This is a genomic window from Collinsella sp. AM29-10AC (assembly GCF_003469085.1).
In the GTDB taxonomy this organism is placed as follows: domain Bacteria; phylum Actinomycetota; class Coriobacteriia; order Coriobacteriales; family Coriobacteriaceae; genus Collinsella.
The window spans coordinates 25,041-50,545 of the sequence record NZ_QSKB01000005.1 but is presented as its reverse complement, the minus strand read 5'-3'; the positions used below and the strand labels follow the sequence as shown (position 1 = coordinate 50,545).

The following is a 25,505-nucleotide window of genomic DNA, read 5'->3' as shown; positions in this document are numbered from 1 at the left end:
TCGCAAAGACTCGGCAAATCGGTAAAGGGCAAATATGACAGGTGGGCGTCATGGACACTCTGACGTTCCATCTCGTCTCATCTCGTATTTCGCCCCAACTGATATATCGGCATTAGCTACCCTGCGACAGCGTAAACAAAAAGAGCCGCTACCTCGAAAGGTAGCGGCTCCAAAGCTCAACTGTATGAGCATCGCGCGGGCGCGATTAGGCCTTGAGGGCCTCCTCGACGGCGACAGCGCAGGCGACGGTGGCACCGACCATGGGGTTGTTGCCCATGCCGATGAGACCCATCATGTCGACGTGTGCAGGCACGGAGGAAGAACCGGCGAACTGGGCGTCGGAGTGCATGCGGCCCATGGTGTCGGTCATGCCGTAAGAGGCAGGGCCGGCGCCCATGTTGTCCGGGTGCAGGGTACGGCCAGTGCCGCCACCAGAAGCGACGGAGAAGTACTTCTTGCCAGCCTCGATGCGCTCCTTCTTGTAGGTGCCAGCGACGGGGTGCTGGAAGCGCGTGGGGTTGGTGGAGTTACCGGTGATCGAGATGTCGACGTTCTCGTGCCACATGATGGCAACGCCCTCGCGGACGTCGTCGGAGCCGTAGCAGTTAACGGCAGCGCGGGGACCATCGGAGTAGGGGATGGTCTCGACGACCTTGAGCTCGCCCGTGTAGTAGTCGAACTGGGTCTTCACATAGGTGAAGCCGTTGATGCGGGCGATGATCTGAGCAGCGTCCTTGCCCAGACCGTTCAGGATAACGCGCAGCGGCTTCTTACGAGCCTTGTTGGCGTTCAGAGCCAGACCGATAGCGCCCTCAGCGGCAGCGAAGGACTCGTGGCCGGCCAGGAAGGCGAAGCACTCGGTGTCGTCGGAGAGTAGCATAGCGCCCAAGTTGCCGTGGCCCAGACCGACCTTGCGGTCCTCGGCGACGGAGCCGGGAACGGTGAAGGCCTGGATGCCCTCGCCGATGATGGCGGCAGCCTCAGAAGCGGACTTGGCGCCACGCTTGACAGCGAGAGCGCAACCGAGGGTGTAGGCCCACTCGGCGTTCTGGAAGGCGATGGACTGGGTGTTGTTGACGATCTCACGCGGGTTGAAGCCCTTGTCGGTGCAGATCTGCAGAGCTTCCTCGAGGGAGGCGATGCCGTTGTCGGCGAGGCACTTGTTGATCTTGTCAGCGCGGCGCTCGTAACCTTCGAACGTAACAGTCATAGTTATTTCCCTCCCTTTCTACTCGTGAACCGGGAACACGCTGGCGACGGAGTGAGTCTCCTCGTCGGTGCGCGGGTCGATGTACTTGGCAGCGTTCTCCCACTGACCATAGTGGCCCATAGCGCCAGCGATGGCCTCCTCGGGGGTCTTGCCGGCCTTGACGGCGTCGGTGAACTTGCCGAGGTTCAGGAACTCGAAAGCGATGATCTCGTTCTTGTCGTTGAGAGCCATGCGGGTGACGTAGCCCTGAGCGAGCTCGAGGTAACGAGCGCCCTTGGCCTTGGTGCCGAACATGGTGCCGACCTGAGAGCGAAGGCCCTTGCCGAGGTCGTCGAGGGAGGCGCCCACGGGCAGGCCGCCCTCGGAGAACGCGGTCTGGCTGCGGCCGTAAACGATCTGCAGGAAGATCTCGCGCATAGCAACGTTGATGGCGTCGCAGACGAGGTCGGTGTTGAGGGCCTCGAGGATGGTCTTACCGGGAAGGATCTCGGAAGCCATGGCGGCAGAGTGGGTCATGCCCGAGCAGCCGATGGTCTCAACGAGGGCCTCCTCGATGATGCCGTCCTTGACGTTCAGCGTGAGCTTGCAGGCGCCCTGCTGAGGTGCGCACCAACCCACACCGTGCGTAAGACCGGAGATGTCGGAAATCTCCTTAGCCTGGACCCACTTGCCCTCCTCGGGGATGGGTGCGGGGCCGTGGTATGCACCCTTGGCAACGGGGCACATGTTCTCCACTTCCTGTGAGTACTGCATGCCTCTCCTCTCTATCGTGTTGGCGTCCCGTCTGGGGGTCGTGGCTGGCGATTGCCGGGCGACCCTTCGAAAGGGACATGACATGCAGCCCCTATAATACCGCGAAATGCACGGAATATTCGGCGAACGGCTCAGTTTTCGTAGCGAGAAGTCCGGAAGTTTAAATTGAAACGGTTTAACTCTATGTTCTGTGGTCGCGAACTTCCGTAGAGGGGGTTCGTCTTGGGCAAGCTTTTGGTCAGCTCTTGTAAGCGTTGCAGGGGCTGACCTGTTGCAACGGTGCCGTTCGCCGCCTATTTACTGCCTTTGGCCGCGCGAGTCTATTGTTTTGCGTGGATGTTTTGATGGCACGCTTCAATCGTGCTGTATTGGATGGCAAGCAGATCCCGGCGAAGGGAGCGCCATGCAGCGCGTTTGGAGAACGGTTACCGGCTTTTACCATGTCTGTGCCCGCGGTACGGGCAAGCAGCTCATCTTTGAGGGCGATGAAGACCGGTGGGAGTTTTTGGAGTTGATGCGCGACTGCTGCCGGGAGGCAGGCGTCACGGTTATCGCTTGGTGTCTTATGGGCAATCACGTGCATCTGGTGCTGGCAGATTACGAGGACGCGATGAGCGCGGCGATGCACCGGCTGCTTTTGACGTACGCGCGGCGGTTCAATAAACGCACGGGGCGCACAGGTCATCTGTTCCAGAACCGTTTTGACCGGCGCTCGCTCGATACCGACTGGCAGGTGATGGAGGCTATTCGCTCCGTACACGCCGATCCACAGGAGGCGGGCGTTGGCCTAATCGAGCGTTATCCCTGGAGCAGCTTTGCGGAGCATTTGCGCGCTTACGACGGTGACGCGGCTGATGTCGCGAGGGGATTTTCTGATCCTTCTTGCGTGCTTGAGCTCTTTGGTTCTGCCGAGGGCTTTATTGCCTATTCACTTTCGACGCCCGACGGCGGCGAGCCAGCGCTGGGCGATATGAAAGAGACGGAGTGGGAACGCCACGCCTTTGCCGGCAAGATGGCTAAGGAACTCGGGGTTCCGCTTCGCGGGGTTAAAGCCGCACCGCCGGCGCAGCGCGATACCGTTATTTTTGGATTGCACGATGCCGGTTTCACGGTGCGCCAGATTGAGCGCTATACCGGGATTGGCAAAAGTACCGTCTCTCGTATTGTGCGTGCCCGCGCGCGGACGGCGATGCGGACTGGCGGAAACGTGATGTAGGGTCGCCTGTGCGCCGCAGATGGGGTCGTCCATACGCCGCAACAAGCGTTCAAAAGCTTGGTGCGGCAACTGCACTTCTTAATATGCTTAGAACAATCGCCATCTTGCATAAAATAAGGGCTCAGTCCGGGTTTGCCCGTGCCTACCCCCATCTGCGCCGTGCAAAAAATGGAGTTTTCAGCATCGCGGTACTGCCACTACCGTCGCAATTTTGCAACATACGGGCCCCGAAGCTATTTATGCCTGCCGATGCGCTCCCGAAGCTCATGTTTGCGCCCCTGAGACCACGATGCTTGTTCTAAAACGCACTATATATGCGCCTGGAGACGTTGATTAACGCTTTCGATGCGTATACACACAGCTTGGCGTGCTGAATACTCGCAAAAATGCACGCCGCTCCCTATGGGACCCGTCTGCAGCAGGCGCGAAGCGAATCGGAGCCCAGCTGGATGGGGCATGGGACGATGCTAGGCGTGCTCGTGGCCCTGCCGCAGGCCTTTGGTGCTGTGGAAAACGCCCGTGTTCGCGTCTGGCTGTGTGGTAAATGACAGACGGGGTGCCGGACGCGCGGACTTTGTGCGTTCGCGCTCATTAGAAAAAACAGAGCCGCCCGTATCGGGCGGCTCGGCAATCAAAAACCTTGGATTCGGGGCATACGCTACTGGTTTGCTTGCCCCTCGAGCATGCCGTCGAGGGTGCGCCAGGCGAGCTCGGCGCATTTGACGCGGGCGGGCATGTGCGAGATGTCCTGGAGCTGGGCGGCCTCGTCCAGATCTTCCAGGTCCTCCTCGGAGAGCTGTTCGCCGCGGATCATGGCGAGGAAGAGCCCTGCCAAGCGACGCGCTTCCTCGACCGTCTCGCCGGTGATGAGGTCGGCCATGATGTCGGCGCTGGCCTGACTGATGGCGCAGCCGTGGCCGGTAAAGGAGGCCTCCTCGATCACGCCGTTCTCGACACGCAGCTGCAAGGTGAGCTCGTCTCCGCAGCTGGGGTTGATGCCGTCGTGCTCGTGCGTGGGAGCATCCATCTCGTACTTATAGTCGGGGTGCGAGTTGTGCTCCATAAATGTGGTGGAGGTGTACAGATTACCCATTGAATGTGCTCCAAACGTGATGCAGGCCGGCGATGAACTTGTCGATGTCGGCCTTGTCGTTGTAGAAGGCCACGCTGGCGCGGCAGCAGGCAAGGTTCTCGACGCCCAGCCAGGTGAGCAGCGGCTGCGCGCAGTGGTGACCGGCGCGGATGCAGACGCCGTCCATGTCCATGATGCTCGCGACATCGTGCGGGTGGATGCCCTTGACATTAAAGCTCACGACACCGTGGTGGTTATCCCAATAGATTGAGCCGATGATCTGGACAAAGTCGAGCTGCATGAGCTCGCCCATCAGGTAGTGGACGAGTGCCTGCTCGCGTGCCTGGATGTTTTCGTAGCCCACCGTGTTGACGAGGTAGTCGAGGGCGGCGCCTGTGGCGAAGATGCCGGCGGCGTCCTGCGTGCCGGCCTCGAACTTCTCGGGGACGGGAGCCCAGACGGCGTCCTGCTCAGTAACCGAGTCGATCATCTCACCGCCGGTAAGCATGGGCGGCATGGCGTTGAGCAGGTCCATCTTGCCCCACAGCACGCCGATGCCCATGGGGCCCATGGCCTTGTGCGCACTAAAGGCAAAGAAGTCGGCGCCCAGGTCGGCCACATCGACCGGCATGTGCGGCAGCGACTGCGCGCCGTCGACGACCAGGTAGCCGCCGTACTTGTGCACGAGTTTGCCGAGGTTCTTGACCGGGTTCTCGACGCCCAGCACGTTGGAGACCTGTCCCACGGCTAGGATCTTGGTCTTGGGACCCACCTTGGCAAGAACCTCCTCGGTGGTGAGCTGGCCGGTCTTGGTGGGGTAGAGGTAGACGAGCTTGGCGCCGGTCTCGCGGCAGACCTGCTGCCACGGAATCAGGTTGGAGTGGTGCTCCATAATGGTGATGACGACCTCGTCGCCCGGTTCGAGCACTGTGGGCGCAAAGCTCTTAGCGACCAGGTTGAGCGACTCGCTCGTGTTGCGGGTGAAGACGACCTCGTTGGCCTGTGAGGCGCCGATGAGGTCAGCGATCTGCTGGCGGACCTTCGCGATGGCGTCGGTGGCCTCGACGGACAGCGAGTACAGGCCGCGCAGGGGGTTGGCGTTCATGCGCTGGTAGAAGTCGCGTTCGGCGTCGAGCACACAGGCAGGGCGCTGCGCGGTGGCGGCGCTATCGAGGAAGGCGATCTCGGGGTGCTGCTGGAACAGCGGGAACTGGCCCTTGTAGGGGTTGGTCTCGATGTCCACGGTGGGCCAGCCGCGCGAAGCCTCGTCGCTGGCGTCGAGCTCCATGGGCTCGGGGGCAGTACAGGTATCGCATTTAACGTGCTCGGTGTCGATCATGCGAGCTCCTCTTCAAAGTTGTCGATCAGGTTGTTGCCTAGGCGGACGACGGCGGCGCGGGTGCGCTCGTCGGTGGCGGAAAGCGCGGCGTCCTCCAGCTTGGCGCGGATGAACAGGTCCTCGGCGGCGTTTTGGTCAAGGCCACGGCAGGCGAGGTAGAACAGCTGCTCGTCGCGGACGTGACCGATGGTGGCGCCGTGGTTGCCGGCGACGTCGTCCTCGTCACAGAGAATGACGGGAACGGTCTTGTTGTCGACGCCCTTGTTGGCCAAAAGCACCGTCTCGCGTTCGGTGCCGGTTGCACCCTTGCAGCCGTGCACGAGGTCGATGGTGCCACGGTAGACCTTCTTGGACGTGCCGGTCAGCACGCCGTTGGCGTCGATCTCGCACTCGGTCTTGCGACCGCGGTGGCGCAGCTCGTAGTTAAAGTCGCGCACCTGCTCGCGGGCGCCCAGGTAATCGGTATCGATGGTCACCTTGGCGGTGTCGCCCAGCAGGTCGCCGGCAAGGCCGGTGGCGCTGGCGCCGGCACCCAGGACGGTGTGCTGCACGTTGACGCGCGCGCCCTCGTCCAGGAACAGGCCGGTGTCGTCGAGTGCGATCCAGCTGTCGTCGAGTGTCTGCGTGCAGGTCACGTTGACGGTGGCGTACTCGTGGGCGCACACGCGTAGCACGGAGCCCACGACACCCTCGCCGGTAACAGGAGAGTCTAGGGCAATATGCAGGTCGAGCGTTGCCTGCGGGCGAGCGACGACGTCGATGGCGGCGATGGCCGCGGCGGCATCGACACCGCTCACACGCACGGTAACCGTGGCGTGCTGGTATGCGGGCACATCGATGACGATGCGCTTGGTAGCGTGCTCGGCCAAGTAGGCGTAGGCAGCCTCGCCCATGCCGGTTTCGAAGGCTTCAGCAGGGGAGAGCTCCTCCTCGAGCTTGATGGCGCCGGCCTGGTAGACGGAGGTGGCGGGCACGTCGAGCTCGGTCTCGGGCGTGATGCGGGCGCGGTCGGCGGCATCACCGGGGGCGGAGGAGCGGCGCTCGGGGAAGCGCTCGGCCATGGCGTCCATGGCGGCGTCGAACGCGTCTGTCACGCCAATAAACTGCTCGCCCAAGCCTTCGACCTCAACGGCCTCCGCGGGAGCGGCGGCAAGCTCGTCAGAGAGCTCGAGCTTGGTCTGATTCATCTTCAGCCAGCCCCAAGTGGCAGCCGGCATCGCGTTGACCTGCTCAAGGGTGGTAGCAGCGGTGTTGGTTTCCTGTTTCATTATCCGATCGCTCCTTCCATCTCGAGCTTGATCAGGTTGTTCATCTCGACGGCGTACTCCAGCGGCAGCTCCTTGGAGACCGGGTTGGCAAAGCCGTTGACGATCATGGTGCGGGCCTCTTCCTCCGAGATGCCGCGGCTCATCAGGTAGAACACCTTGTCGTCGCCGATGCGGCCGATGGTGGCCTCGTGGCCGATGTCGACGTTCTTGGCGCGGATGTCCATGGCGGGGATGGTGTCGGAGCGGCTCTGGTCGTCGAGCATGAGCGACTGGCAGCTCACGGTTGCCTTGGAACCCTCGGCCTTGGGCGTGGCCACGATGGAGCTGCGGAAGGTCTGAATGCCGCCGCTCTTGGAGATGCCCTTGGTCTCGACGGTTGCCGAGGTCTCGGGGGCGTTGAGCACGACCTTACAGCCGGTATCGAGGTTCTGCCCGGCGCCGGCAAAGGTGATGCCGGTAAAGCTCGACCGGGCGCGGCGGCCGTTGAGCACACTCATGGGGTAGAGGTAGCCCACGTGGCTGCCGAAGGAGCCACTGATCCACTCTATGTCGCCATCCTCGTCCACGCGCGCACGCTTGGTGTTGAGGTTGTACATGTTTTTGGACCAGTTCTCGATGGTCGAGTAGCGCAGGTGCGCACGCTTGCCCACAAAGAGCTCGACGGCGCCGGCGTGGAGGTTGGCAACGTTGTACTTGGGCGCGGAGCAACCCTCGATGAAGTGCAGGTCGGCGTCGTCCTCGACGATGATGAGCGTGTGCTCAAACTGGCCGGCGCCCTTGGCGTTAAGGCGGAAGTAGCTCTGCAGCGGGAAGTCCAACTTGGTGCCCTTGGGCACGTAGACAAACGAGCCGCCCGACCATACGGCGCCGTGCAGGGCCGCAAACTTGTGGTCGGTGGGCGGGATGAGCGTCATAAACTTCTCGTGGATGAGCGGCTCCCACTGCGGGTCGTGCAGGGCCTCCTCGATGCCGGAATAGACGATACCCATCTTGGACGCGGTGTCCTGCATGTTGTGGTAGACCAGCTCGGAGTCGTACTGCGCGCCGACGCCCGCCAGGTAGCTGCGCTCGGCCTCGGGGATGCCCAGGCGCTCAAAGGTGTTCTTGATGTCGTCGGGCACCGACTCCCAGTCGTGCTTTTGGTCGGTGTTGGGCTTGACGTAGGTGACGATGTTGTCCATGTCCAGGCCCTCGATGGAGGGGCCCCACGTCGGGTCGGGAAAACGATTGAAGATCTCGAGGGACTTTAAGCGCAGATCGAGCATCCACTGTGGCTCGTCCTTCTTGGCGCTGATCTCGCGCACGATGTCGGGCGTGATGCCGGCGTCGAGGCGCTCGAATCCCTCCTCGCCGTAGGTGAAGTCGTAGAGGCTGCGGTCGATGTCCGCGACCTCGGTGCGGTTCTTGGTCATTGCGTCGCCCCTTTACGCCTGCTGCTCGGCAGCGGCGGCCTCGGCCTGGGCGCGCTGCTCGGCGGCCTCGCGCTCGAAGGTCTCAAAGCCGTTCTTGTCGATCCAGGGGATCAGCGAGGCATCGTCCTCGCGCACGATGTGGCCCTTGACCATAACGTGGACGCGGTCGACATCCAGGTGCTCCAGGATGCGCGTGTTGTGCGTGATGATGAGCATGGAGCCGTCGCAGCTCTTGCGGTAGGCGTCCATACCGTGGCTGACGGTGGACAGGGCGTCGACGTCCAGGCCGGAGTCGGTCTCGTCCAAGATGGCGAGCTTGGGCTGCAGCAGCAGAAGCTGGAGCATCTCGACCTTCTTTTTCTCGCCGCCCGAGAAGCCCACGCCCAGCTCACGGTTGAGGTAGGCGGTATCCATGTTAAGCTCGGCCGCGAGCTCCTTGACGCGACGACGGAATTCCTTGCCCTTCATCTCCAGGCCGGGGCGGCCGGCGATACTGGCGCGCAAAAAGCTCGACAGTGGCACGCCGGGGATCTCGACAGGGGCCTGGAAGCTCAGGAACAGGCCGGCGCGCGAGCGCTTGTCGGTGGTGAGCTCGGTGATGTCCTGGCCGTCAAAGACGATGCGGCCGTCGTTGACCGTGTAGACGGGGTCGCCCATGACCAGGTGGCCAAGGGTGGACTTGCCGGCGCCGTTGGGTCCCATCAACACGTGGGTCTCGCCGGCGGCGACGTTAAGGTTGACGTTGTGGAGGATGGTCTTCTCGTCCACGGAGGCGGTTAGACCTTCGATGGAAAGCAGCGGATTTGCGCTCATGCTGTCCCTCTCTGTATATGGTGTACTCATGGGTGTACGAAACCCTAGGAATCTTCTCGGAATAAAGTTACTATGGGTTCGGCGTTAGTCAAGGGAAAACCCGACTAATCCACTCGACTTTTCTAGATGTGGGACAAAATAACCTGTTGTGTTTGTCCCACTTACTTAAGATTTGGGACAAACAAACCTGGTTATGTTGTCCAAGATGCGATGGGAGGGTAGGTATGCTCATTTCTTCTAAGGGCCGCTATGCCCTCCGACTGATGATCTATATCGCAGCGCTGGGCGACGCCGAGGGCAAGATCGCTCTGCGCGAGGTCGCCGACCGCGAGCGTATCTCGCAAAAGTATCTGGAGCAGCTGGTTCGTCCGCTCATGAAGGCGGGCCTACTTAAGAGCGTGCGCGGCAAGGGCGGCGGCTACATGATGGCCAAGGACCCGGCCGAGGTGCGTGCCGGCGACATCCTGCGCGCCGTCGAAGGCAGCACGGCTCCGGTGGCGTGCGATGGCATCGACAACAGCTGCGCCCGCAGCGATCTTTGCTCGACCGTCAAATTCTGGCGCGGTCTGGACGACGTGATCGAAAAGTACGTCGACGGCGTGACGTTGGCCGACCTTGCTGCCGTCCCCGAGATCAACTTCGACATTAAGCTGTAGGGCTGCAGATGGTATCTCTCGACAAGGTGTACAAGCAAATTGAGATTTTTGCTCGGGAATGTGACGCCGAGAGGGTTGTGCTGTTTGGTTCTCGTGCCCGCGGTGACAACTTGCCTAAGAGCGATATTGATATTGCTGTAGCAGGTTGCCGGGATTTCGACCGTTTCTCATATCTGATAGAGGAGCGTCTTGATACTCTTTTAGATATAGACGTCGTCAATCTGGATGAGTCCTTATCGCAGCAATTGCTCGATGAAATTGCCAGGGATGGTGTGATTCTGTATGAAAAAATATGAGAACTTTGCCAGCGCCTTGGCGAATCTTGAGGATGCACCCAATCAGGATCTTAGCAATGATTTTGTTCAGAGTGGATTGATTAATAAGTTCAACCTTCAGTTTGAACTGAGCTGGAAGCTCCTTAAACGTCTGCTCGAGTATGAGGGCGCCACGCTTGCTGCATCGGGGTCTCCTCGTGCCATCTTGAAGGAAGCCTACCGATTCTACGACTTTATTGATGAGGCGGCATGGCTAGATATGCTCAGAGACCGCAATACGAACGTCCATATCTATGACAACAAGCTCGCTCAAGATTTGATTCAGCGTATCTTAAACGTCTATATCCCCGCTTTCTGTCGGTTGAGAGACGGGCTGATGGGACGCTACGGCGATCTTCTTCTGGTGCCCGACGACCAGTTTGTTTAATTCCTTTAGATTTCGCGGATTTCGCGGAGGGTTGTTGCCGTTTACCGAGGGGTTGTTGTGCAACAACGGGTGAGCTGCAATACTTAATTCTATCTTTGCAAACCGCACTTTAACTACACCAATGCAGGGAGGATCTTATGCAGCCCAAGCATTCTGCTATTGTCGCGGGCCTGACGCTGGCGCTTTCGTTTGGCGCCGTTACCGCACCCGCGCCCGCCGCCGCCGAGGAGCCCACGCCGGGCGTTGCCTCGGATGCCACCGATATCGACAAAGGTCTCTACACCCAGCAGTCCTTCTCGGGCGTGCTGAGGTCGGTCCAGGGCGTTTCGTTTGTCAACGTGACTCCCGAGATGAAGTACTTTACCAAGTACGAGAGCCATGGCAACTACAACCAGGGCTTTTCGTATGGCGACGGCTACAACGCGCTGGGTTATTACCAGTTCGACCGTCGTTGGTCGCTCATCCCGTTTATGAAGCAGGCCTACAACTACAACCCCGAAAAATACTGCATGCTCAAGGATGCGATTGATCGCGGCAGCGAGATTTCCAACACGAGCAATGCCATGTACGAGAACGGCCAGCTCACCGAGCTGGGCCATATCGCGCAGGATGCCTTCCAAGGTGCTTATAACACCGATCCTGTTGAGTTCTCAGCACTTCAAGATGCCTATGCGTACAACTCGTACTATGCGGTGACCGAGGCGTGGCTTAAGAGCGCTCTTGGCATTGACATCTCCGGCCGCGCCGATTGCGTCAAGGGCATGGTGTGGAGCATCACCAACATGTGCGGCACCGGTGGTTGCAGGGACTTCTTCCGTTGGGCAAACCTTTCTAACAGTATGACTGATCGCGAGTTTGTGACGGCGCTTTCCAACAGTGTGGTCAATAACGTGGCGACCAAGTATTCGAGCCAGCCCCAGTATCATGAGGGCTGGAAGAACCGCTACCGCAACGAGCTGAAGGACTGCTTGGTTTATATCGCCGAGGACGAGGCCGCTGCCGCTGCGACGCCCGTGCAGCCCGAGCCCACGCCGGCGCCCTCGCCGACGCCTGATTCGAATGACGACTCGAGCGACGATGCCAACGATGACAGGATGGATGCGCCCTCGACCGGTGCTGACGGTGATGGCTCTGCTGGTGGCACTACCAACAACGGCTCTACCTCGAACGGCTCCGTTTCGAACGGCTCTGCTGCGGGCGATTCGTCTTCAAGCTCTGCCGGCAATACGGACAGCGACGCTTCTGGTTCGACCGGCGCTGGCACCTCTAACTCATCCACCGGCTCGAGCGATTCGTCCGTTGGCACCGGCTCTAACAACGGCTCCGGCTCTGACGCAACCCCTGGTTCCGATGCTTCCAAGGATGACTCGAATAAGGCGCCGGACGTTCCCGTTGCTTCGCCGGACAAGAAGCCTTCTTTCTCCGTGCAGCTTGGTTCTACGTTGGGCTCTTCGCTGATGGCTGGCGTCAATAATGGCTCGACTCAGAACAAGGACAACTCTGATCAGGTTTCTATGGAAAAGACCGAGGCCGCAAAGGGCGACTCAAAGGACAAGGCTTCCGAGAAGGCTGAATCCGATAAGGGTCCTAGCTCTGATGAGAAGGGCGACAAGTCCGGTCAGAAGAAGGACGAGAGCAAGACCGAGGGCGAAAAGAAACAGTCCGAAGACGACGACAAGAGCGGTGCTGACAACCAGGTTCAGGAGCAAAATGACTCCAAAACGGTGACCACTACGACCACGATGACCACCACAGCCAAGTCATCTGGCGGCAATATGCCCAAGACGGGCGATCTGATTGTGATGGCGAGCCTTGCCAGTGCAAGCTTGGCCACACTGGGCGCTACGTCTATCGTAAGTGGTAAGCATAAGCTCGATCAGCAGAAGAAGGCTTCTGGGGAGGACGGCTTGGAGGAGTAATCTTCCAGATCGTTTTCTATAAGAGTTTGGGACGGGGTCCGGTGCGGCGGCATCGGCCCCCCTTTTTTTGTTGTGCAACGATTTGTTATGCCCCCTCGGGGGGCTGTTGCTACCGCTGCCCGAAACGTTTGCATGTCGATATTGTTGCGCTCTACCCGCTCGCTACAATGGGCATCGTGCTGCGTTAGAAGGAGAGTTTACGGTGTCTGAACAGGTGAATTGTGGTTTTACTCATGCGTTTGGTGCACGGTTGCTCAATCATGCGGATAGCGCAGCTCTACCGGTTGATGCACACGGCTTTTCCGATGCAATCAATCGGTGTTTACTCGTCGATAAGACTATGTTTATTGCCGATATATTGGACAGTGAAGCACCTGTTGCGCTTTGCTGTCGGCCCAAGGGTTTTGGCAAGAGCATGAATTTATCGATGCTCAAGTGCTATTTGGAACGACCTGATCGCCGGCTGCCGGATCGAAGCCTGTTCGCTGGTACCCAGATTTGGCAGGCGGGCGGCGGTCGCTATCGTGATGAGTACGCGAGTTATCCGGTCATCATGCTCGACTTTACAGCTGCCGCTTCGAGGCATGGCGCTGGTGCTGCGGCAGCAATTCGCGGGGCTGTCGTGCGCGAGTGCGCCCGATTACTGCCGCTGCTTGCCGCGCCTGATCTGTCAAGACGTGAGGTTCGTCTTATCGAGAGGGCGGCGCGTGGGGTGGCCAGCGATAAGGAGATCGATGCGGCGCTTGGCGTGCTTATTAAACTGCTCCAGGCAGCTTTCGATGAGCAGGTTGTTCTTCTGATAGACGACTACGACGCGGTATGTCCAAAGCGTTTGGACGCTAAGGACGACGGTAGCGTGGATTCCCTAGAGTCGCTCAGCCGAATGTTGTTCGACACCATTGCCGATGCCGGCGACTCGTTGCGATTGACGTGTCTGATGTGCGAACGCCCCGGTCATGCCGAGTTTGCGTTGTCCCAACGTGGGGTTTCCTATCGGTCGGCGACAGCGTTGTCGAGTTGGTGTGATCGATGGTTCGGTTTTTCGGACGACGAAGTCCAAGTGCTGTTGGATTGCATCGGTCGCAACGGCTGTCTGGATGACGCGCGTGAGTGGCTCGAGGGCTATCTGCTTGGTGGTTTTTATTGCTCGAGCCCGGAGCGCGTGGTGGACTACGCACATCGCGGTTGCGTCGCGCCCGTTCGGGCAGATCTGTATGGTTACGCCGACCGTCTGAGCGCATGCGTCGGCGACTGGAATCTCATGCGCCTGTCCGCATTGTTCGATTTACTTGAGGCGCATGGGTTTATTGAGGTGCCAGTGCATGTGCATGCCGAGGAGGCCGATGCCGCCAAGCCCGAAGATATCTGGACAGCGCTGTATCTGTCTGGATTTCTTACGACGGACATGACGGGGCATTCGGAAAACGGCGCGTGCCTTCGTTCCCTGCGTCTGCCTAACAACGAAGTGCGTCAGGCGCTCCGTCTTGTAATTCTGGAATGGTTTGAGTGCGCCGTTGAGGACGTTGGAGTTATCGACTCGTTCCATGACGGGCTGTGTCGAGGAGACGAGGACGCTGTAAAGCAAGCTTTGAGCTGTGCTATCGGCGATCTGGGCATCGATGTGGACAAATCAGATATGCCGACAGCCTATCATCTGGCGCTGCAGGGGCTTTGCTTTGGACTGTCCGGCTATTGCAATCCCAGCTCCAAGCGAAGTGGCGTCTCGGATCGCTGGGATATCCAGGTGATTCCCACCGGTCGGGTGTTTGACGTGGCCGACACGCTCGGCATGCTCGATGAGCGACCGCTCATTACGATCAACATGTTGTATGACCCTGGCGTCGATGCCCTGGGCCTGGAACTGTTAGCGGTTCAGGCGCTGCTCGACATAGAGCGCGACGGCATCGATGATATCCGCGTGCCGCGCCCCGCCGTCGGGCGCATGCGTTGGGGCTTTGGTTTTGACGGTCAGCGTGTGTCCGTGGTGTGTCAACGCCTGTAGCGGCGGGCGAAAGCCCTTTACTACTCGGCGTCCTTCAGGGGCGGCATGGGTTTCCAGTTGGGATCCTTAACGATCTTGCGGGCGTCCTTCATGCCACGGCGCAGCGCCGGAATGCCGGTCTTAAAGCACTTGTCAACGGCGGCCAGACGAATGAACTCCTTGCAGAAGGTCGCGGCGTTGCCCAGACGGAACAGCATGGGGTGATAGTCGCCGTAGATCTGCATGTAGCGGGCCAGATAACCGCGGTTGCGCATGATGTAGTAGCGGTTGGTGTCGCTCGTGGAGTTGAGCTGGCGCTTGCCGGCGATGTCCCAGTTGGAGACGGCGCGGGCGCGCTTGAGCACCACGTCGGCAACAACGGCGGCGGGGAAGTGCTGGCTGGCCACGTAGCCATAGCAGGCATCGTCGCCGTAGATGAAGAAGCGCGCATCGGGCAGGCCGATCTTGTCGACCACGCGGCGCGAGAACATGCCGCCTTCAAAGCACAGCTGGTTCATGGCGCGGTAGCCCTCGGGTCCCAGGTCCCACTTGGCGACAGGGTTGGGAATGCCGAGCGAAAGGATGAGCTGGTACTGCCAAAAGAAAGCGCCGCCGTCAAAGTCCAGGCGCGAACCCTGGATGACATCGTAGCGGTCGGTCCACTTGGCAAGACGCTCGATGCCTTCGGGGATGACGAGCACGTCGTCGTCCATCACCCAGAACCACTGGGCCCCCAGATCGTAGGCGCATTTAGTGCCAGCGGAGAAGCCGCCCGCACCGCCGCCGTTTTCGAGCTGCGGGGCGTAGATGACACGGTCGGTGCCGCCCTGCGCGTCGGGCTGCTCGGTGTCGATGCCCCACAGGCTGGCCAGGCGCTCGTTGAATGCGGTGCACATGGCCTCGGTCTCGCGCGAATTCTCGTTATCGACAATCACGATGCGCCAGGGCGTTGCCGTGAGCTCGGTCATGGAGTCGAACAGGTTGGCCAGGAGTTCCTGGCGCTTGTACGTAACGACAACGATGGCGAGCTTATCGATGGGAGCGGGAAGGGTTGAAGGCATGGGGCAATATATCCTTTCACGCGCGGCGGGCGAGCGCTGCGCGGAAGCTATCGAATACGTCCTTGGGACTGTTCTATTGTAAAGGCTCACCGCACCTTGTCGGCAAGCTTTGAATAAAACGCAGGAACCTGCCATGGGCCCGCCGCATGACGTGCGGCTACTTTGCCCGCAAGAGGCTCCATAGATTATATAAACGCCCGCTGGCGCGCTGACCCTTTGATACCATGAAACGACAGGTATTTCCTAAGGAGCACATTTGTCTACTAACGTCTCTGGCAGCCCTGTTCTGTCGCTGCTTATTCCCATTTACAATGTTCAGCGCTACCTGCGCGAGTGTCTCGATTCCGCCCTGGCACAGACGCTCAAGGATATTGAGATCATCTGCATTAACGACGGGTCGACCGACAACTCGCCGGCGATTATTCGCGAGTATATGGAGCACGATAGGCGCGTCAAGATGATCGACAAGGCCAACAGCGGCTACGGCGACTCGATGAACCACGGTCTGGAGATGGCGCGCGGCAAGTACGTGGGCATCTTGGAGTCCGATGACTTTATGGCGTCCGACGCACTCGAAAAGCTTGTCTCGGCCGCCGATAGCAATAATGCCGACTTCGCGAAGGCGAACTTTGATTTCTACTGGTCTAAGCCCGAGGAGCGCCGTTCGCTGCACGAGATGTTTAAAGCCAAGGACTGTGGCAAGCCGGTGCACCCGAGCGATACGACGCAGTTCTTTAAGCAAAAGCCGTCGATTTGGTCGGCCGTGTACCGTCGCGATTTTCTTGAGCGCAACGGCATTACGTTCCTGCCGACTCCGGGGGCATCCTTTCAGGACACGTCATTCGCCTTTAAGGTGATCGCGTGCGCCGATAAGGCTGTTTACCTTCATGATGCCGTGTTGTCTTATCGCCAGGACAACGAGAATTCCTCGGTCAATTCTTCGGCTAAGGTCTTTTGCGTCAATACCGAGTATGCCGAGATTGAGCGTTGGATTCGAGAGGATTATGCCCGCGACCACGCAAGTGATGACGTCGCGCGCATGCTCAAGTTCAACCAACTCATTAAGTACGATTCGTATATGTGGAACTACGTGCGCTTGGCGCCTAAGTTCTATAAGGAGTTCCTGGTTCAGATGGCCAAGGAGTTCCAAGCGGCCTTGGACGCGGGGGAGTTTTCGCTTGACGATCTCAAGCCGTGGAAGCGCGCAAATCTCGCTGCCATCCTCAAAGATCCTGAGGGCTGGGTTGACGAGCATCCGAGTTTTGCGACGGATGGTGCCTTGGGGCGTGCTAAGTATTACGCCTCGGTTGGAGGCCCAGGCGTGGTTGCTGCCTTCCTCATCGAATCGCTGAGGGGGTAGGTCGACATGGGAGAGACTTTGACCCCCAAAGCGACCATTGTCGTCCCCGTTTACAACTCTGCGCGCTCCATTCAGCGATGCCTCGATTCGCTGTTGGCTCAGTCCGAGCGCTCGATTCAGGTTGTCTGCGTCAACGACGGTTCGACTGATGATTCGTTGAACGTGTTGCGCCAGGTCGCGCAGGCCGACGATCGCGTACTGGTGATTGACCAGGAAAATGCGGGTGTCTCGTGTGCTCGAAATGCCGGTATCGATGCCGCCGAGGGCGAGACCGTCTTTTTTGTGGACGCCGACGATTACATCGATGCCCAGACGGTCGAGCGCGTACTGCATGCCATGGAGTCTGCAGATGTCGAGGCCGCCGTTTTTGGCGGCGTCTGTGAACCAGCCGATGCTGCCCCCAAACGCGTTCAGCAGCTCATGAGCCCCAAAGCTGGTACCTTCGGCGCCCGTGATCCCCAACTGCTGTTTCATTCGAATGCGCAGCCCTATGCCTGCCGTGCGGCTTTTTCGCGCGAGCTGCTCAATCGCGAAGGCATTCGCTTCGCCCCCGGTTTGGCTTTGGGAGAGGACGTCGTCTTCCAATTTGCGGCTTATGCGCTTGCCCGCAAGACCGTCGTCATGCCGGACAAGTTCTACCACTACGTGATGGAGAGCGAATCGGCGACGCACGAGTTCAACAGTGCCGAGGCTCGCGCCAAAAAGCTTGACGCCCACATGAGGATGCTCGAGGAAGTCTTGGAGGACTGGGCGGCCTACGGTCTTTTGGACCTGTGCCCCGGCGAGCTGATAACTTGGTTTTTGGACCTCATTGTGTTCGACCTGGCGCGCTTGGATGCCGATGACTTCCATCGCGTGGCGGCTCGCGTCAACATGGACCTCACGACGTTTTTGGGAACGGAGTGGGCGGATATGCCTGCTAAGGGCGCCGTTCGCCGTGTCGCCCATAAGCTCGTTGTGGCGACCTCGGGCGTTTCGATGGCAGACGCCACGTTGTTCTATCTTTCGACCCGTGGTCTCAAGGCCTGCCTGGAGCGCTTTCTCTAGTTCCAAGCGCTGCCGCCCGCCGCAACTCGGCTGCTAAAATAACCCTGTTACACGCTATTCAATAGGAGGTTCTCTTGCAGAACTCTGATACCCCTAAAGTTTCGCTGCTTGTTCCCATCTGCAATGTTGAGCGCTACCTGCGCGAGTGCCTCGATTCCGCCGTGGCGCAGACGCTCAAGGACATCGAGATCATCTGCATCAACGACGGCTCCACCGATAGTTCGCCAGATATCATCCGCGAGTACATGGAGCGCGACCCCCGTGTAAAGATGATCGACAAGGCCAACAGCGGCTACGGCGACTCGATGAACCGCGGCCTGGAGATGGCGCGCGGCGAGTACGTGGGCATCCTTGAGTCCGATGACTTTATGTTTGAGGATTCGCTCCAAAAGCTGGTCGCCAAGGCCGATGCTGAACATGCCGATGTGGTAAAGGGCGACTTTTACCTGTATTGGTCCACGCCCAGCGAACGCCGTGAGCTGTTTGGGATCATCGACGAGCATATGACGGGCGCCGCTTATCGCCCCGTCGATCGCCCGGGCATCTTCTACCGCAAACCTTCCATTTGGTCGGCTATCTATCGGCGCGAGTTCCTCAACGACAATCAGATTCGGTTCCTTCCCACGCCGGGTGCCTCGTATCAGGATGCGGGTTTTAACTTTAAGGTCTGGGCATGCGCCGAGCGTGCCGCGTTTATTGCGGACCCCATTTTGTGCTATCGCCAGGATAACGAGAAGAGCTCCGTTAATTCGCCTAACAAGGTGTTTTGCGTGTGCGACGAATATGCCGAGATGCAACGCTTTTTGGATGAACGCCCCGAGCTTAAGGCTCAGCTTCAGGGCATTTTAATGCGCATGAAGGTCGATACGTACCGTTGGAATGATGAGCGCCTGGTCGATGAGTTGCGCGAGCAGTTTTGGGAGAAGGCCTCTCCCGAGCTCAAGTCCGATTGGGATGCCGGTCGCTTTGACCTGTCGCTGTTCGATCCGCGTGGCGAGACCGACTTGCGCCTGATGGTCAAGTCGCCCCGCGCCTATATCGATTCGCGCTTTGGCTTTAAGAAGCCGGGCAAGATCAATACGTTTAAGCACTACTTCAAGATCGGCGGGCTGCCGCTGGTCTGGCGCGTGCTGACGTATCAGCGCACCTACGGTGATAATCCGCACCCCGATGACGTTCCGGTCGCACAGTAGGAGCACTTGACTATGGCTACCCCCAAGATTTCCGTTGTCGTTCCCATCTATAACGTGGAGGAGTGCCTGGCCTGGTGCCTGGACTCCCTGCTTGCGCAGGACATGCCCGATTGGGAAGGCGTGCTGGTCAACGACGGCTCGCCGGACGGCTCGCGCGATATCGCGGCTACCTATTGCGAAAAGGACGCGCGCTTTACGCTGGTCGATAAGGAGAACGGCGGCCTGTCGAGTGCGCGTAATGCAGGCATCGCCGCGTCCACGGCGTCTATCGTTGCGTTCTTGGATTCCGATGACCGGTTTACGCCCGATGCATGCCGCGTGATCGTCGATGCCTTTGAGCGCGAGGACTGCGTTGTTTTGACCTTTGGTGCGAATCCGTATCCGCTGGAGGCGGGGTATCCGTGGCTTAACTATGTGCTGAGCCCGCGCGATGTGTCGTTTGAAGGCTATAGCTCTGACCTGCTGTTTAAGGAAGCATCTCGCCCCTTTGCATGGCGCACCGCCTGCAAGCGTGAGTTTTTGCTGGGTAACGGGATCGTGTTCGACGAAACCGTCAAGTATGGCGAGGACCAGGTCTTCGATTTTGCCGTGTACGGTCGTTCGCGTAAGACCGCGCTTATCTCGAACAAGCTGTATGACTACCGTGTCGCGCGCAAGGGCTCGCTTATGGACACTATGCGCTATGACGACGAGACGCGACTGCTGGAGCACGTGAAGATTTACTCCGCGGTGATGGCTGACTGGCAGCGCGACGGTCTCGATGTACAGCATGCCGAGGACCTGGCGTACTTCCTCTGCGATCTGGTGCTGTACGATGCGCTCAGGTTGCTGGGTTCGGACTGCGGCAAGGTGTTTGCCGCCGTTGCCACGGCGCTTGCCGGTTCTGCCGTGGGCAGCGATGCTGCGCTCGCACAATGCGCTCCTTCTGTTGCCGCTATGGTGCGTGCGGCGCTTACCAGCAAGGCCCCCAATGCCCGTGAGTGCAAAAAGCTCATGTTCGATTACGACGTCTTGAGGTTTGGGTGTCTGGGTGCCTGCAAGCGCATGGCAGCGAACGCCCTGGGAAAGCGAGAAGTGTAGATGAGTATCAAGCGTTTGGCACTTTGCCGCAGTCAGGGCCGTCTGTTTGTGCTGCTTCGTTTTGCCGGTCAGGATGTCGCCGCGCTTATTGAGCGGGAGGGTTCTCAAGCGTTTGCCCATGCGACGACGAGCGGTTCTTCTGTGCCGTCGCTGGCGTTCCCGGTCGATCATGGCCGTGTACTGGCGCTTTGCCCTTCCGTTTCCGATTACGAGCGCGAGCTCGCCGTCTTGGCGCTTCCCTTTCTGGACGGCTCTACGATTGACGTCACATTTGCATCCGGTGACCAAAGGTTGGGCTCAATTCGCCTCGATAGCCGCGTGGCCAAGCTGGAATCCAAGATTAACTACAAAGCTAAGCCTGCGCTGTGTGCGCTTATCCGCGATGCGCAGCGTGGCGAACACTGCGGCCTCTACGAGATCGATGCCATTCGCTATTTGCCGGCAGACGCCGGCGCGGTGTGGCGCTATGAGGTTACCTGGGCGGGAGACCCCCAGTGCGCACCTGAGCTCCTGATCTTCGATACGCATATGAACGCCATCGATGTTACCGTGCATGTGTTTGAGTCGCAGGTCGATGTGCCGCAGCAGGACGGATGCCGTGTCAATAAAACGTATCTGAGCGTAGAGATGCCTCGGGATATACGAGATTTTGTCGCGATTGTGAGCGATCCCACGGGCCTAATCCAGAGCGGTTTTTGCGCCATGGATGGTCGCCTGTACAACGGCATGGTTGACGACAGCTGGAACCGCATGAAGGACGCGCGTGCAGACGACGCAGCTTATCGACGTTGGTTTGAGCAACATCGCGCAAAGCCGGGCGATATGGCGTGCCAGCGTGTCGCTTCGGCGGCCTTTGCCTATAGGCCGCTCGTGAGCATTGTGGTGCCGTGCTACAAGACTGATCGGGTCTACCTGCGCGAGCTGCTGGACTCGGTGCTAGCCCAGAGCTATGACAACTGGGAATTGCTCCTTATGGATGCCTCGCCTGAATGGGATGCGGTGGCCAATCTTGCGGCGGATGCCAATGACGAGCGCATCCGTCGCATCGAGCTTCCCGGCAACGGCGGCATTGTGGTCAACACCAACGCTGGTATTGAGCAAGCGACGGGCGACTACATCGCGTTCTTGGACCATGATGACATCCTGGAACCGGACGCGTTATTCCACTATGTTGCCGCGTTGAACAAGGCTGCCGAGGGCGAGCGTCCCCAGGTCCTGTTCTGCGACGAGGACATGTTCCAAAAAATGGGGGAGTGGGGCCAGCCGGTCTTTAAGACTAAGCTCAACGTCGACCTGCTCTATAGCCATAACTGCGTGACGCATTTTCTGATGGTGGAGAAGGCACTCATCGACCGTATTGGCATGTCGCCGGAAGACGTCGCGGGCGCCCAGGATTACGACCTTACGCTTCGCTGCCTTGCGGCGGACGCGCGGTTTGAGCATGTTGCGCATGTGCTGTATCACTGGCGCGTGCATCCGGGATCGACCGCCGATGGCTCTGCCGATAGCAAGCCGTATGCTATTGAAGCCGGTCGTCTTGCGCTGCAGCGCCACTTTAACGCGCTGGGCATTTGCGGAACGGTTGAGGATACCGAGACGCCGTTTGTCTACCGCATGCGCTATGCGCTGCCGGAGCCTGCGCCGCTGGTGAGCATTGTGATTCCCACCAAGGATCACATTGAGACGCTTGACGCCTGTGTGATGTCGATCGCCCGGAAGGCAACGTATGCCAACTACGAGATTGTCTTGGTGGAGAACAACAGCGAAGCCCCGGAGACGTTTGCGTATTACGAAACCCTGCCGGAACGCGTGGCTGCGGCATCCGAAGGCAAGGGTATCGCGCGCGTTGTGTACTGGCCGGGTGAGTTCAATTACTCCCAGATCATTAACTTTGGCGTGGAGCATGCCAAGGGCGACTATCTGCTGCTGCTCAACAACGATACCGAGGTCATAAGCCCCGACTTTATCGAAGAGATGATGAGCTATCTGCAGCGTCCCGATGCGGGCGTGGTGGGCGCTAAACTCTACTTTGCCGATCATCTGGTGCAGCATGCCGGCATTTTGGTTGGCGTGCGTGGCGCACTTGCCCATGCTAACCAGGACTTCTCGGCAAAGCGCGAGGGCTATCTTGCCCGCGCTGTGCGCCCCGGTAACTTCAGCGCCGTAACGGGTGCCTGCCAGATGGTCCGACGCGACGTATTTGAGCGGGTCGGCGGCTACAACGAGGAATTCGCCGTCGGCTTTAACGACGCAGACTTTTGCCTGCGCGTGTGGGAGGCGGGCTACCGCACAATCTTTACACCCTATGCCGAGCTGTACCACTACGAGTTCACCTCGCGCGGTAGGGAAGAGGCCAACGAGGGAAAACTGCGCCGCTGGAAGCGCGAACAGGCACTGTTCATGCAGCGCTGGCCTGAGTTCTTCTTGACGGGCGATCCGTGGTTGGGGCCGAACATATCCGCTGAGAGCGAGTTTTTCTCGCTTTAGACAATGGTTTAATTGCTGTCGAGAGCTGCTAAGGCCACTAAGGGCTATGCCTATCTGGCGCAACTGGTCGGTTACTCCATTTGGCAGCGCGCCAACTTGCATCGTGTCGAAAGTGCCAACGTGAGCGAGCGCGATGTTATCGAAGGCATTGCGCTGGCAGAGGCTCGTTTTCACGATGTTGTTCACGAGCCCGCGATTTCTAGACTTGGACTCAAAGATATCAAATACCTTTTGGCCATGTGCGAGGATAAGCAGCAGTCCAAATCATCTGAGATTGCTAAACGTATGGGTAAAAAGACCAATGAGGTCAGAGCTCTATTAGGGCTAAGCTGCTACAAAGAGAGGTTATTCAGGCTCCACAGAGGGGCTACGTGCAGTTTGTCGTGCCGGACCTAGATATCTATCTGCGAGAGAATGCCGCGGAGATTCTCGAGCGGTTCTAAATTGAGGCATGAATAGCCGCCGGTTAACTGCCTTTGTCGACTTGGCTCGCGTCCCCCCCCAATCTAGTAGACTTTAAACCGTTGCTAGATTAGGGGGATTTTCAATGAAACGCTCCATGAAACTGGTTTCTGCGAGGACCTCGTGCTGGTGGGGGACGTAAGCACCGGCAAGACGCACATGGCCTCGGCGCTGTGCATGCTGGCGTGCGAGCGGAGGATGGAGGCCCGCTTCTTCACCGCGTCATCGCTCGTCATGCGGCTGCGGCGCGCCCGCGACGAGGGGCGCCTTGACCGTGAGGCCGCGCTCATCGGCTGCGCTAGGCTGCTCGTCATCGACGAGCTCGGCTTCCTGCCGCTGGATCCCGACGGCGCGCGCGCTCTTCTAGGTGTTCGCCGACGCCTACGAGCGGCAGTCGGTGGTCATCACCACGAACCTGGAGTTCAGCCGGTGGGGCGCGGTGTTCGGCGACGACCAGATGGCGGCGGCCGTGCGCATCGCCAGGGCCACGGCCATGTGGGTCTTGCCCCTGCCGGTCTTGCCGAAGAACACGAGGTCCTCGCGGGCGCCGACGAAGCCCAGCGAAAGCATGTCGTCGCGGCCCCAGCCCTCGGAGAACCGCACGTGCGACCAGTCGAACCCCTCGGCCGACTTGTGCACGGGGAGCCTCGCCTGCCTGAGCAGCCGTGCCCTCTTGGTCGCGTCCCTGTGCGCGAGCTCGGCCTCGAGCATGGCCCTGCAGCCCGCCACCTGCGTCCTCTATCTTGTCCACGTCGATCATTCCCTCCTGCCTTTGCTCGTTGCCGATACGACGCACCGACAACGTTAAGGCATGCGGTCTGGTCGGCGTGGCCGTGCTCAAAACCGAAAAACTATCGTGCTCAATTCTGAAAATCGGATGTGACCAAACCCGCAATCACGACGTTAACAAACACAAATAGGCCGGCGCCAACGACAGGCTCGCCCCGTCGAGGCGGGCTGGGATATAATTTCCTAGAAGGAGGCCAAGGGAGGTTCGATGAAGAAGGGCATGAGCATCAATTCCCTCATGAAGCACATGAGGACGAATCACGGTATGGAGGATTTGCGGGGGAGCGACAGAAAGATACTGCTGAGAAACATGGGCTATTTCCATGGCTATAAAGGCTTCCGGTTTGTCCGAAAGCCCAAAAATGCGCTCCCCCTCCCTTCGTTCGATGCACTCATGGACATATACGGGTTCGATTCCGCCATCAAGGCTGCAATCTACCCGGAGATAATGTTCATCGAAACGGCGGTTAAAAACATAGTCTTGGCCAGAATACTTGAGAACATAGAGGACCCCGGGCTGGCGACCTTCTTAAAGCGCGGCCTCCGGACATGCAGGGATGTCAACGGAAGGGTCGTGAACGGGCAGATGGGGGAAAAGCTCAAGCTCAAGAGCCAGCTTCAGAACATCGTGAGACGGAGTTACAAAAACGATCTCGTGAAGCATTATGTCGATCGCGACGATGACGCGCCCGTTTGGAGCATTTTCGAGGTGATGACCCTCGGCGATCTCACAAGCGTATGCAGAAGCCTTCCCGATGAAATCCTCGCCGATATCGCAAGCGACCTAGGTCTCTTACATGCGAACCCCGGCATCGTCATCAACATCGTCGAGACGATTCGTCCCTTAAGGAACGCGGTCGCCCATAACGGGGCGGTATTTGATTCGAGGTTCAGCCAATCGGTTAAGTATCCCAAGACCGACAGAAACCTGACCGCGGTTGGCGAGCTTCTCGATGAGGATCTTTCTATCGGGTACAGGTTGAATTTCAATTCCATAATCGACTACATCGTTCTCCTGGCCTACCTATTGACCTTGCTAACGCATCAGAAGAAGCGTTCCAGAGATTTTCTTCGGAAATGCCTGCGGGAGCTCGAGAAGCTCGAGAGCGCTGTCGGGGTTGATACGTACATGATGATCGTCGGAAGCGGTGACCGGCAGAAATACGGATTTATTGAGGGGTTCATCGATGGCTACGGGCGCAAGCGGTGACGTTCCTTCCGTGTGCTAATATGTGCAGAGAGAAACGGCGAAACGCCGTGGGAGGGGCCGATCAGTCGACTCCTCCCTTTTAATATGAGTTGAACATTGCCAAGAGGCAAAACCGGCCCGGCCGCCCACGGAGCTACCGCGCACGGCCGGGCCTACCTATCTTCACCCTGCGACCGCGCCGCTGGAGGGCGTGTCTGCTCGACGCACGTTCGGCATTCTAATATCCGCGCGTGGCCTTCTCGGCTGCGCATTTCGTTGCTACGGCTGGGGGCCTCGCGGCGAAATCGGAGTCTTTATGCGGGCATGGCGGTCTCCCGCCGCCCAGAAAAGGGACTCGGATGGCCTCCCAACGGCCTCGAGCGCGGCGCGCGCCGGGGTCGGAACCCGTGTCCGGGGGCGGCGGCGCGCTACGCCGCCGCCATCCCGGCTATGGCCCACACCCAGCACGCCATCTCGCGCGCCGTGGCGCAGTTGG

21 protein-coding genes and 1 pseudogene are annotated in these 25,505 nt (G+C 59.2%); 13 read left to right on the top strand and 9 right to left on the bottom strand.

What is annotated here, in order from left to right; translation table 11 throughout:
* Nucleotides 1-205 precede the first annotated feature (205 nt).
* Complete coding sequence (locus DW754_RS02745; RefSeq protein WP_117640944.1) at nt 206-1,210, bottom strand: GGGtGRT protein; 1,005 nt, start codon at nt 1,208-1,210, stop codon at nt 206-208.
* An 18-nt stretch (nt 1,211-1,228) separates the two neighbouring features.
* Entirely contained in the window at nt 1,229-1,963 is a 735-nt protein-coding gene (locus tag DW754_RS02740; RefSeq protein WP_006235554.1) for an iron-sulfur cluster assembly scaffold protein, read from the bottom strand.
* A gap of 403 nt (nt 1,964-2,366) precedes the next feature.
* Between DW754_RS02740 and DW754_RS02735 the strand changes: the two genes are divergently transcribed.
* On the top strand, nt 2,367-3,179 hold the full coding sequence (locus DW754_RS02735; RefSeq protein WP_117758332.1) for a transposase: 813 nt from the start codon (nt 2,367-2,369) through the stop codon (nt 3,177-3,179).
* A 658-nt stretch (nt 3,180-3,837) separates the two neighbouring features.
* Here DW754_RS02735 and sufU read toward each other — a convergent pair.
* From sufU to sufC, 5 genes are read right to left on the bottom strand one after another with little or no spacing between them, the layout of a single operon-like run.
* Nucleotides 3,838-4,272, bottom strand: a complete 435-nt coding sequence (gene sufU, locus DW754_RS02730) for a Fe-S cluster assembly sulfur transfer protein SufU (protein ID WP_117758331.1) — start codon at nt 4,270-4,272, stop codon at nt 3,838-3,840.
* Nucleotides 4,265-5,590 carry an aminotransferase class V-fold PLP-dependent enzyme gene (locus DW754_RS02725; RefSeq protein WP_199411429.1) on the bottom strand — a complete coding sequence of 442 codons (1,326 nt, stop codon included), beginning with the start codon at nt 5,588-5,590 and terminating at the stop codon, nt 4,265-4,267. Before DW754_RS02725 ends, sufU begins: the two co-directional genes overlap by 8 nt.
* Nucleotides 5,587-6,858, bottom strand: coding sequence for a SufD family Fe-S cluster assembly protein (locus DW754_RS02720; RefSeq protein WP_117758330.1), 1,272 nt, complete (start codon nt 6,856-6,858; stop codon nt 5,587-5,589). Before DW754_RS02720 ends, DW754_RS02725 begins: the two co-directional genes overlap by 4 nt.
* On the bottom strand, nt 6,858-8,270 hold the full coding sequence (gene sufB, locus DW754_RS02715; protein WP_022094821.1) for a Fe-S cluster assembly protein SufB: 1,413 nt from the start codon (nt 8,268-8,270) through the stop codon (nt 6,858-6,860). The genes DW754_RS02720 and sufB overlap by 1 nt, the downstream gene beginning before the upstream one ends.
* A 12-nt stretch (nt 8,271-8,282) precedes the next feature.
* Nucleotides 8,283-9,083 carry a Fe-S cluster assembly ATPase SufC gene (sufC, locus tag DW754_RS02710; RefSeq protein WP_006235561.1) on the bottom strand — a complete coding sequence of 267 codons (801 nt, stop codon included), beginning with the start codon at nt 9,081-9,083 and terminating at the stop codon, nt 8,283-8,285.
* 224 nt (nt 9,084-9,307) lie between these two features.
* Here sufC and DW754_RS02705 point away from each other — a divergent pair, with 224 nt between their 5' ends.
* From DW754_RS02705 to DW754_RS02685, 5 genes are all read left to right on the top strand, one after another.
* Nucleotides 9,308-9,739: an Rrf2 family transcriptional regulator gene (locus DW754_RS02705; RefSeq protein ID WP_099431873.1), complete on the top strand. Its 432-nt coding sequence runs from the start codon at nt 9,308-9,310 to the stop codon at nt 9,737-9,739.
* A gap of 8 nt (nt 9,740-9,747) precedes the next feature.
* Nucleotides 9,748-10,035 carry a nucleotidyltransferase family protein gene (locus DW754_RS02700; protein WP_117655961.1) on the top strand — a complete coding sequence of 96 codons (288 nt, stop codon included), beginning with the start codon at nt 9,748-9,750 and terminating at the stop codon, nt 10,033-10,035.
* Nucleotides 10,022-10,441 (top strand): HI0074 family nucleotidyltransferase substrate-binding subunit, encoded by a 420-nt coding sequence (locus tag DW754_RS02695; RefSeq protein ID WP_117758329.1) that lies wholly within the window; start codon nt 10,022-10,024, stop codon nt 10,439-10,441. The genes DW754_RS02700 and DW754_RS02695 overlap by 14 nt, the downstream gene beginning before the upstream one ends.
* A gap of 137 nt (nt 10,442-10,578) precedes the next feature.
* Complete coding sequence (locus DW754_RS02690) at nt 10,579-12,360, top strand: hypothetical protein (RefSeq protein WP_117758328.1); 1,782 nt, start codon at nt 10,579-10,581, stop codon at nt 12,358-12,360.
* Between the two features lie 202 nt (nt 12,361-12,562).
* Entirely contained in the window at nt 12,563-14,362 is a 1,800-nt protein-coding gene (locus DW754_RS02685; RefSeq protein WP_117758327.1) for an AAA family ATPase, read from the top strand.
* A gap of 20 nt (nt 14,363-14,382) precedes the next feature.
* Here DW754_RS02685 and DW754_RS02680 read toward each other — a convergent pair whose 3' ends face one another.
* On the bottom strand, nt 14,383-15,402 hold the full coding sequence (locus DW754_RS02680; protein WP_117758326.1) for a glycosyltransferase: 1,020 nt from the start codon (nt 15,400-15,402) through the stop codon (nt 14,383-14,385).
* 256 nt (nt 15,403-15,658) lie between these two features.
* Between DW754_RS02680 and DW754_RS02675 the strand changes: the two genes are divergently transcribed.
* From DW754_RS02675 to DW754_RS11250, 6 genes and pseudogenes are all read left to right on the top strand, one after another.
* Nucleotides 15,659-16,762 (top strand): glycosyltransferase, encoded by a 1,104-nt coding sequence (locus tag DW754_RS02675; protein WP_117758325.1) that lies wholly within the window; start codon nt 15,659-15,661, stop codon nt 16,760-16,762.
* Nucleotides 16,763-16,768: 6 nt separating this feature from the next.
* A complete protein-coding gene (locus tag DW754_RS02670; protein ID WP_117758324.1) occupies nt 16,769-17,809 on the top strand; it encodes a glycosyltransferase in 1,041 nt (346 codons plus the stop codon).
* A gap of 74 nt (nt 17,810-17,883) precedes the next feature.
* On the top strand, nt 17,884-19,002 hold the full coding sequence (locus DW754_RS02665; protein WP_117758323.1) for a glycosyltransferase family 2 protein: 1,119 nt from the start codon (nt 17,884-17,886) through the stop codon (nt 19,000-19,002).
* A 12-nt stretch (nt 19,003-19,014) separates the two neighbouring features.
* Nucleotides 19,015-20,082, top strand: a complete 1,068-nt coding sequence (locus DW754_RS02660; protein WP_117758322.1) for a glycosyltransferase — start codon at nt 19,015-19,017, stop codon at nt 20,080-20,082.
* Complete coding sequence (locus DW754_RS02655) at nt 20,083-22,569, top strand: glycosyltransferase family 2 protein (RefSeq protein ID WP_117758321.1); 2,487 nt, start codon at nt 20,083-20,085, stop codon at nt 22,567-22,569.
* A 621-nt stretch (nt 22,570-23,190) separates the two neighbouring features.
* Nucleotides 23,191-23,443 (top strand): annotated as a pseudogene (locus DW754_RS11250) (ATP-binding protein); the annotation flags it as partial.
* On the opposite strand, the gene DW754_RS02640 reads toward DW754_RS11250, so the two are convergent.
* Nucleotides 23,413-23,742: an ATP-binding protein gene (locus tag DW754_RS02640; RefSeq protein ID WP_117758353.1), complete on the bottom strand. Its 330-nt coding sequence runs from the start codon at nt 23,740-23,742 to the stop codon at nt 23,413-23,415. The pseudogene DW754_RS11250 and the gene DW754_RS02640 sit on opposite strands and share 31 nt — an antisense overlap.
* 286 nt (nt 23,743-24,028) lie before the next feature.
* On the opposite strand from DW754_RS02640, the gene DW754_RS02635 reads away from it, so the two are divergent.
* Entirely contained in the window at nt 24,029-25,030 is a 1,002-nt protein-coding gene (locus DW754_RS02635) for an Abi family protein (RefSeq protein ID WP_117758319.1), read from the top strand.
* Nucleotides 25,031-25,505: the final 475 nt, after the last annotated feature.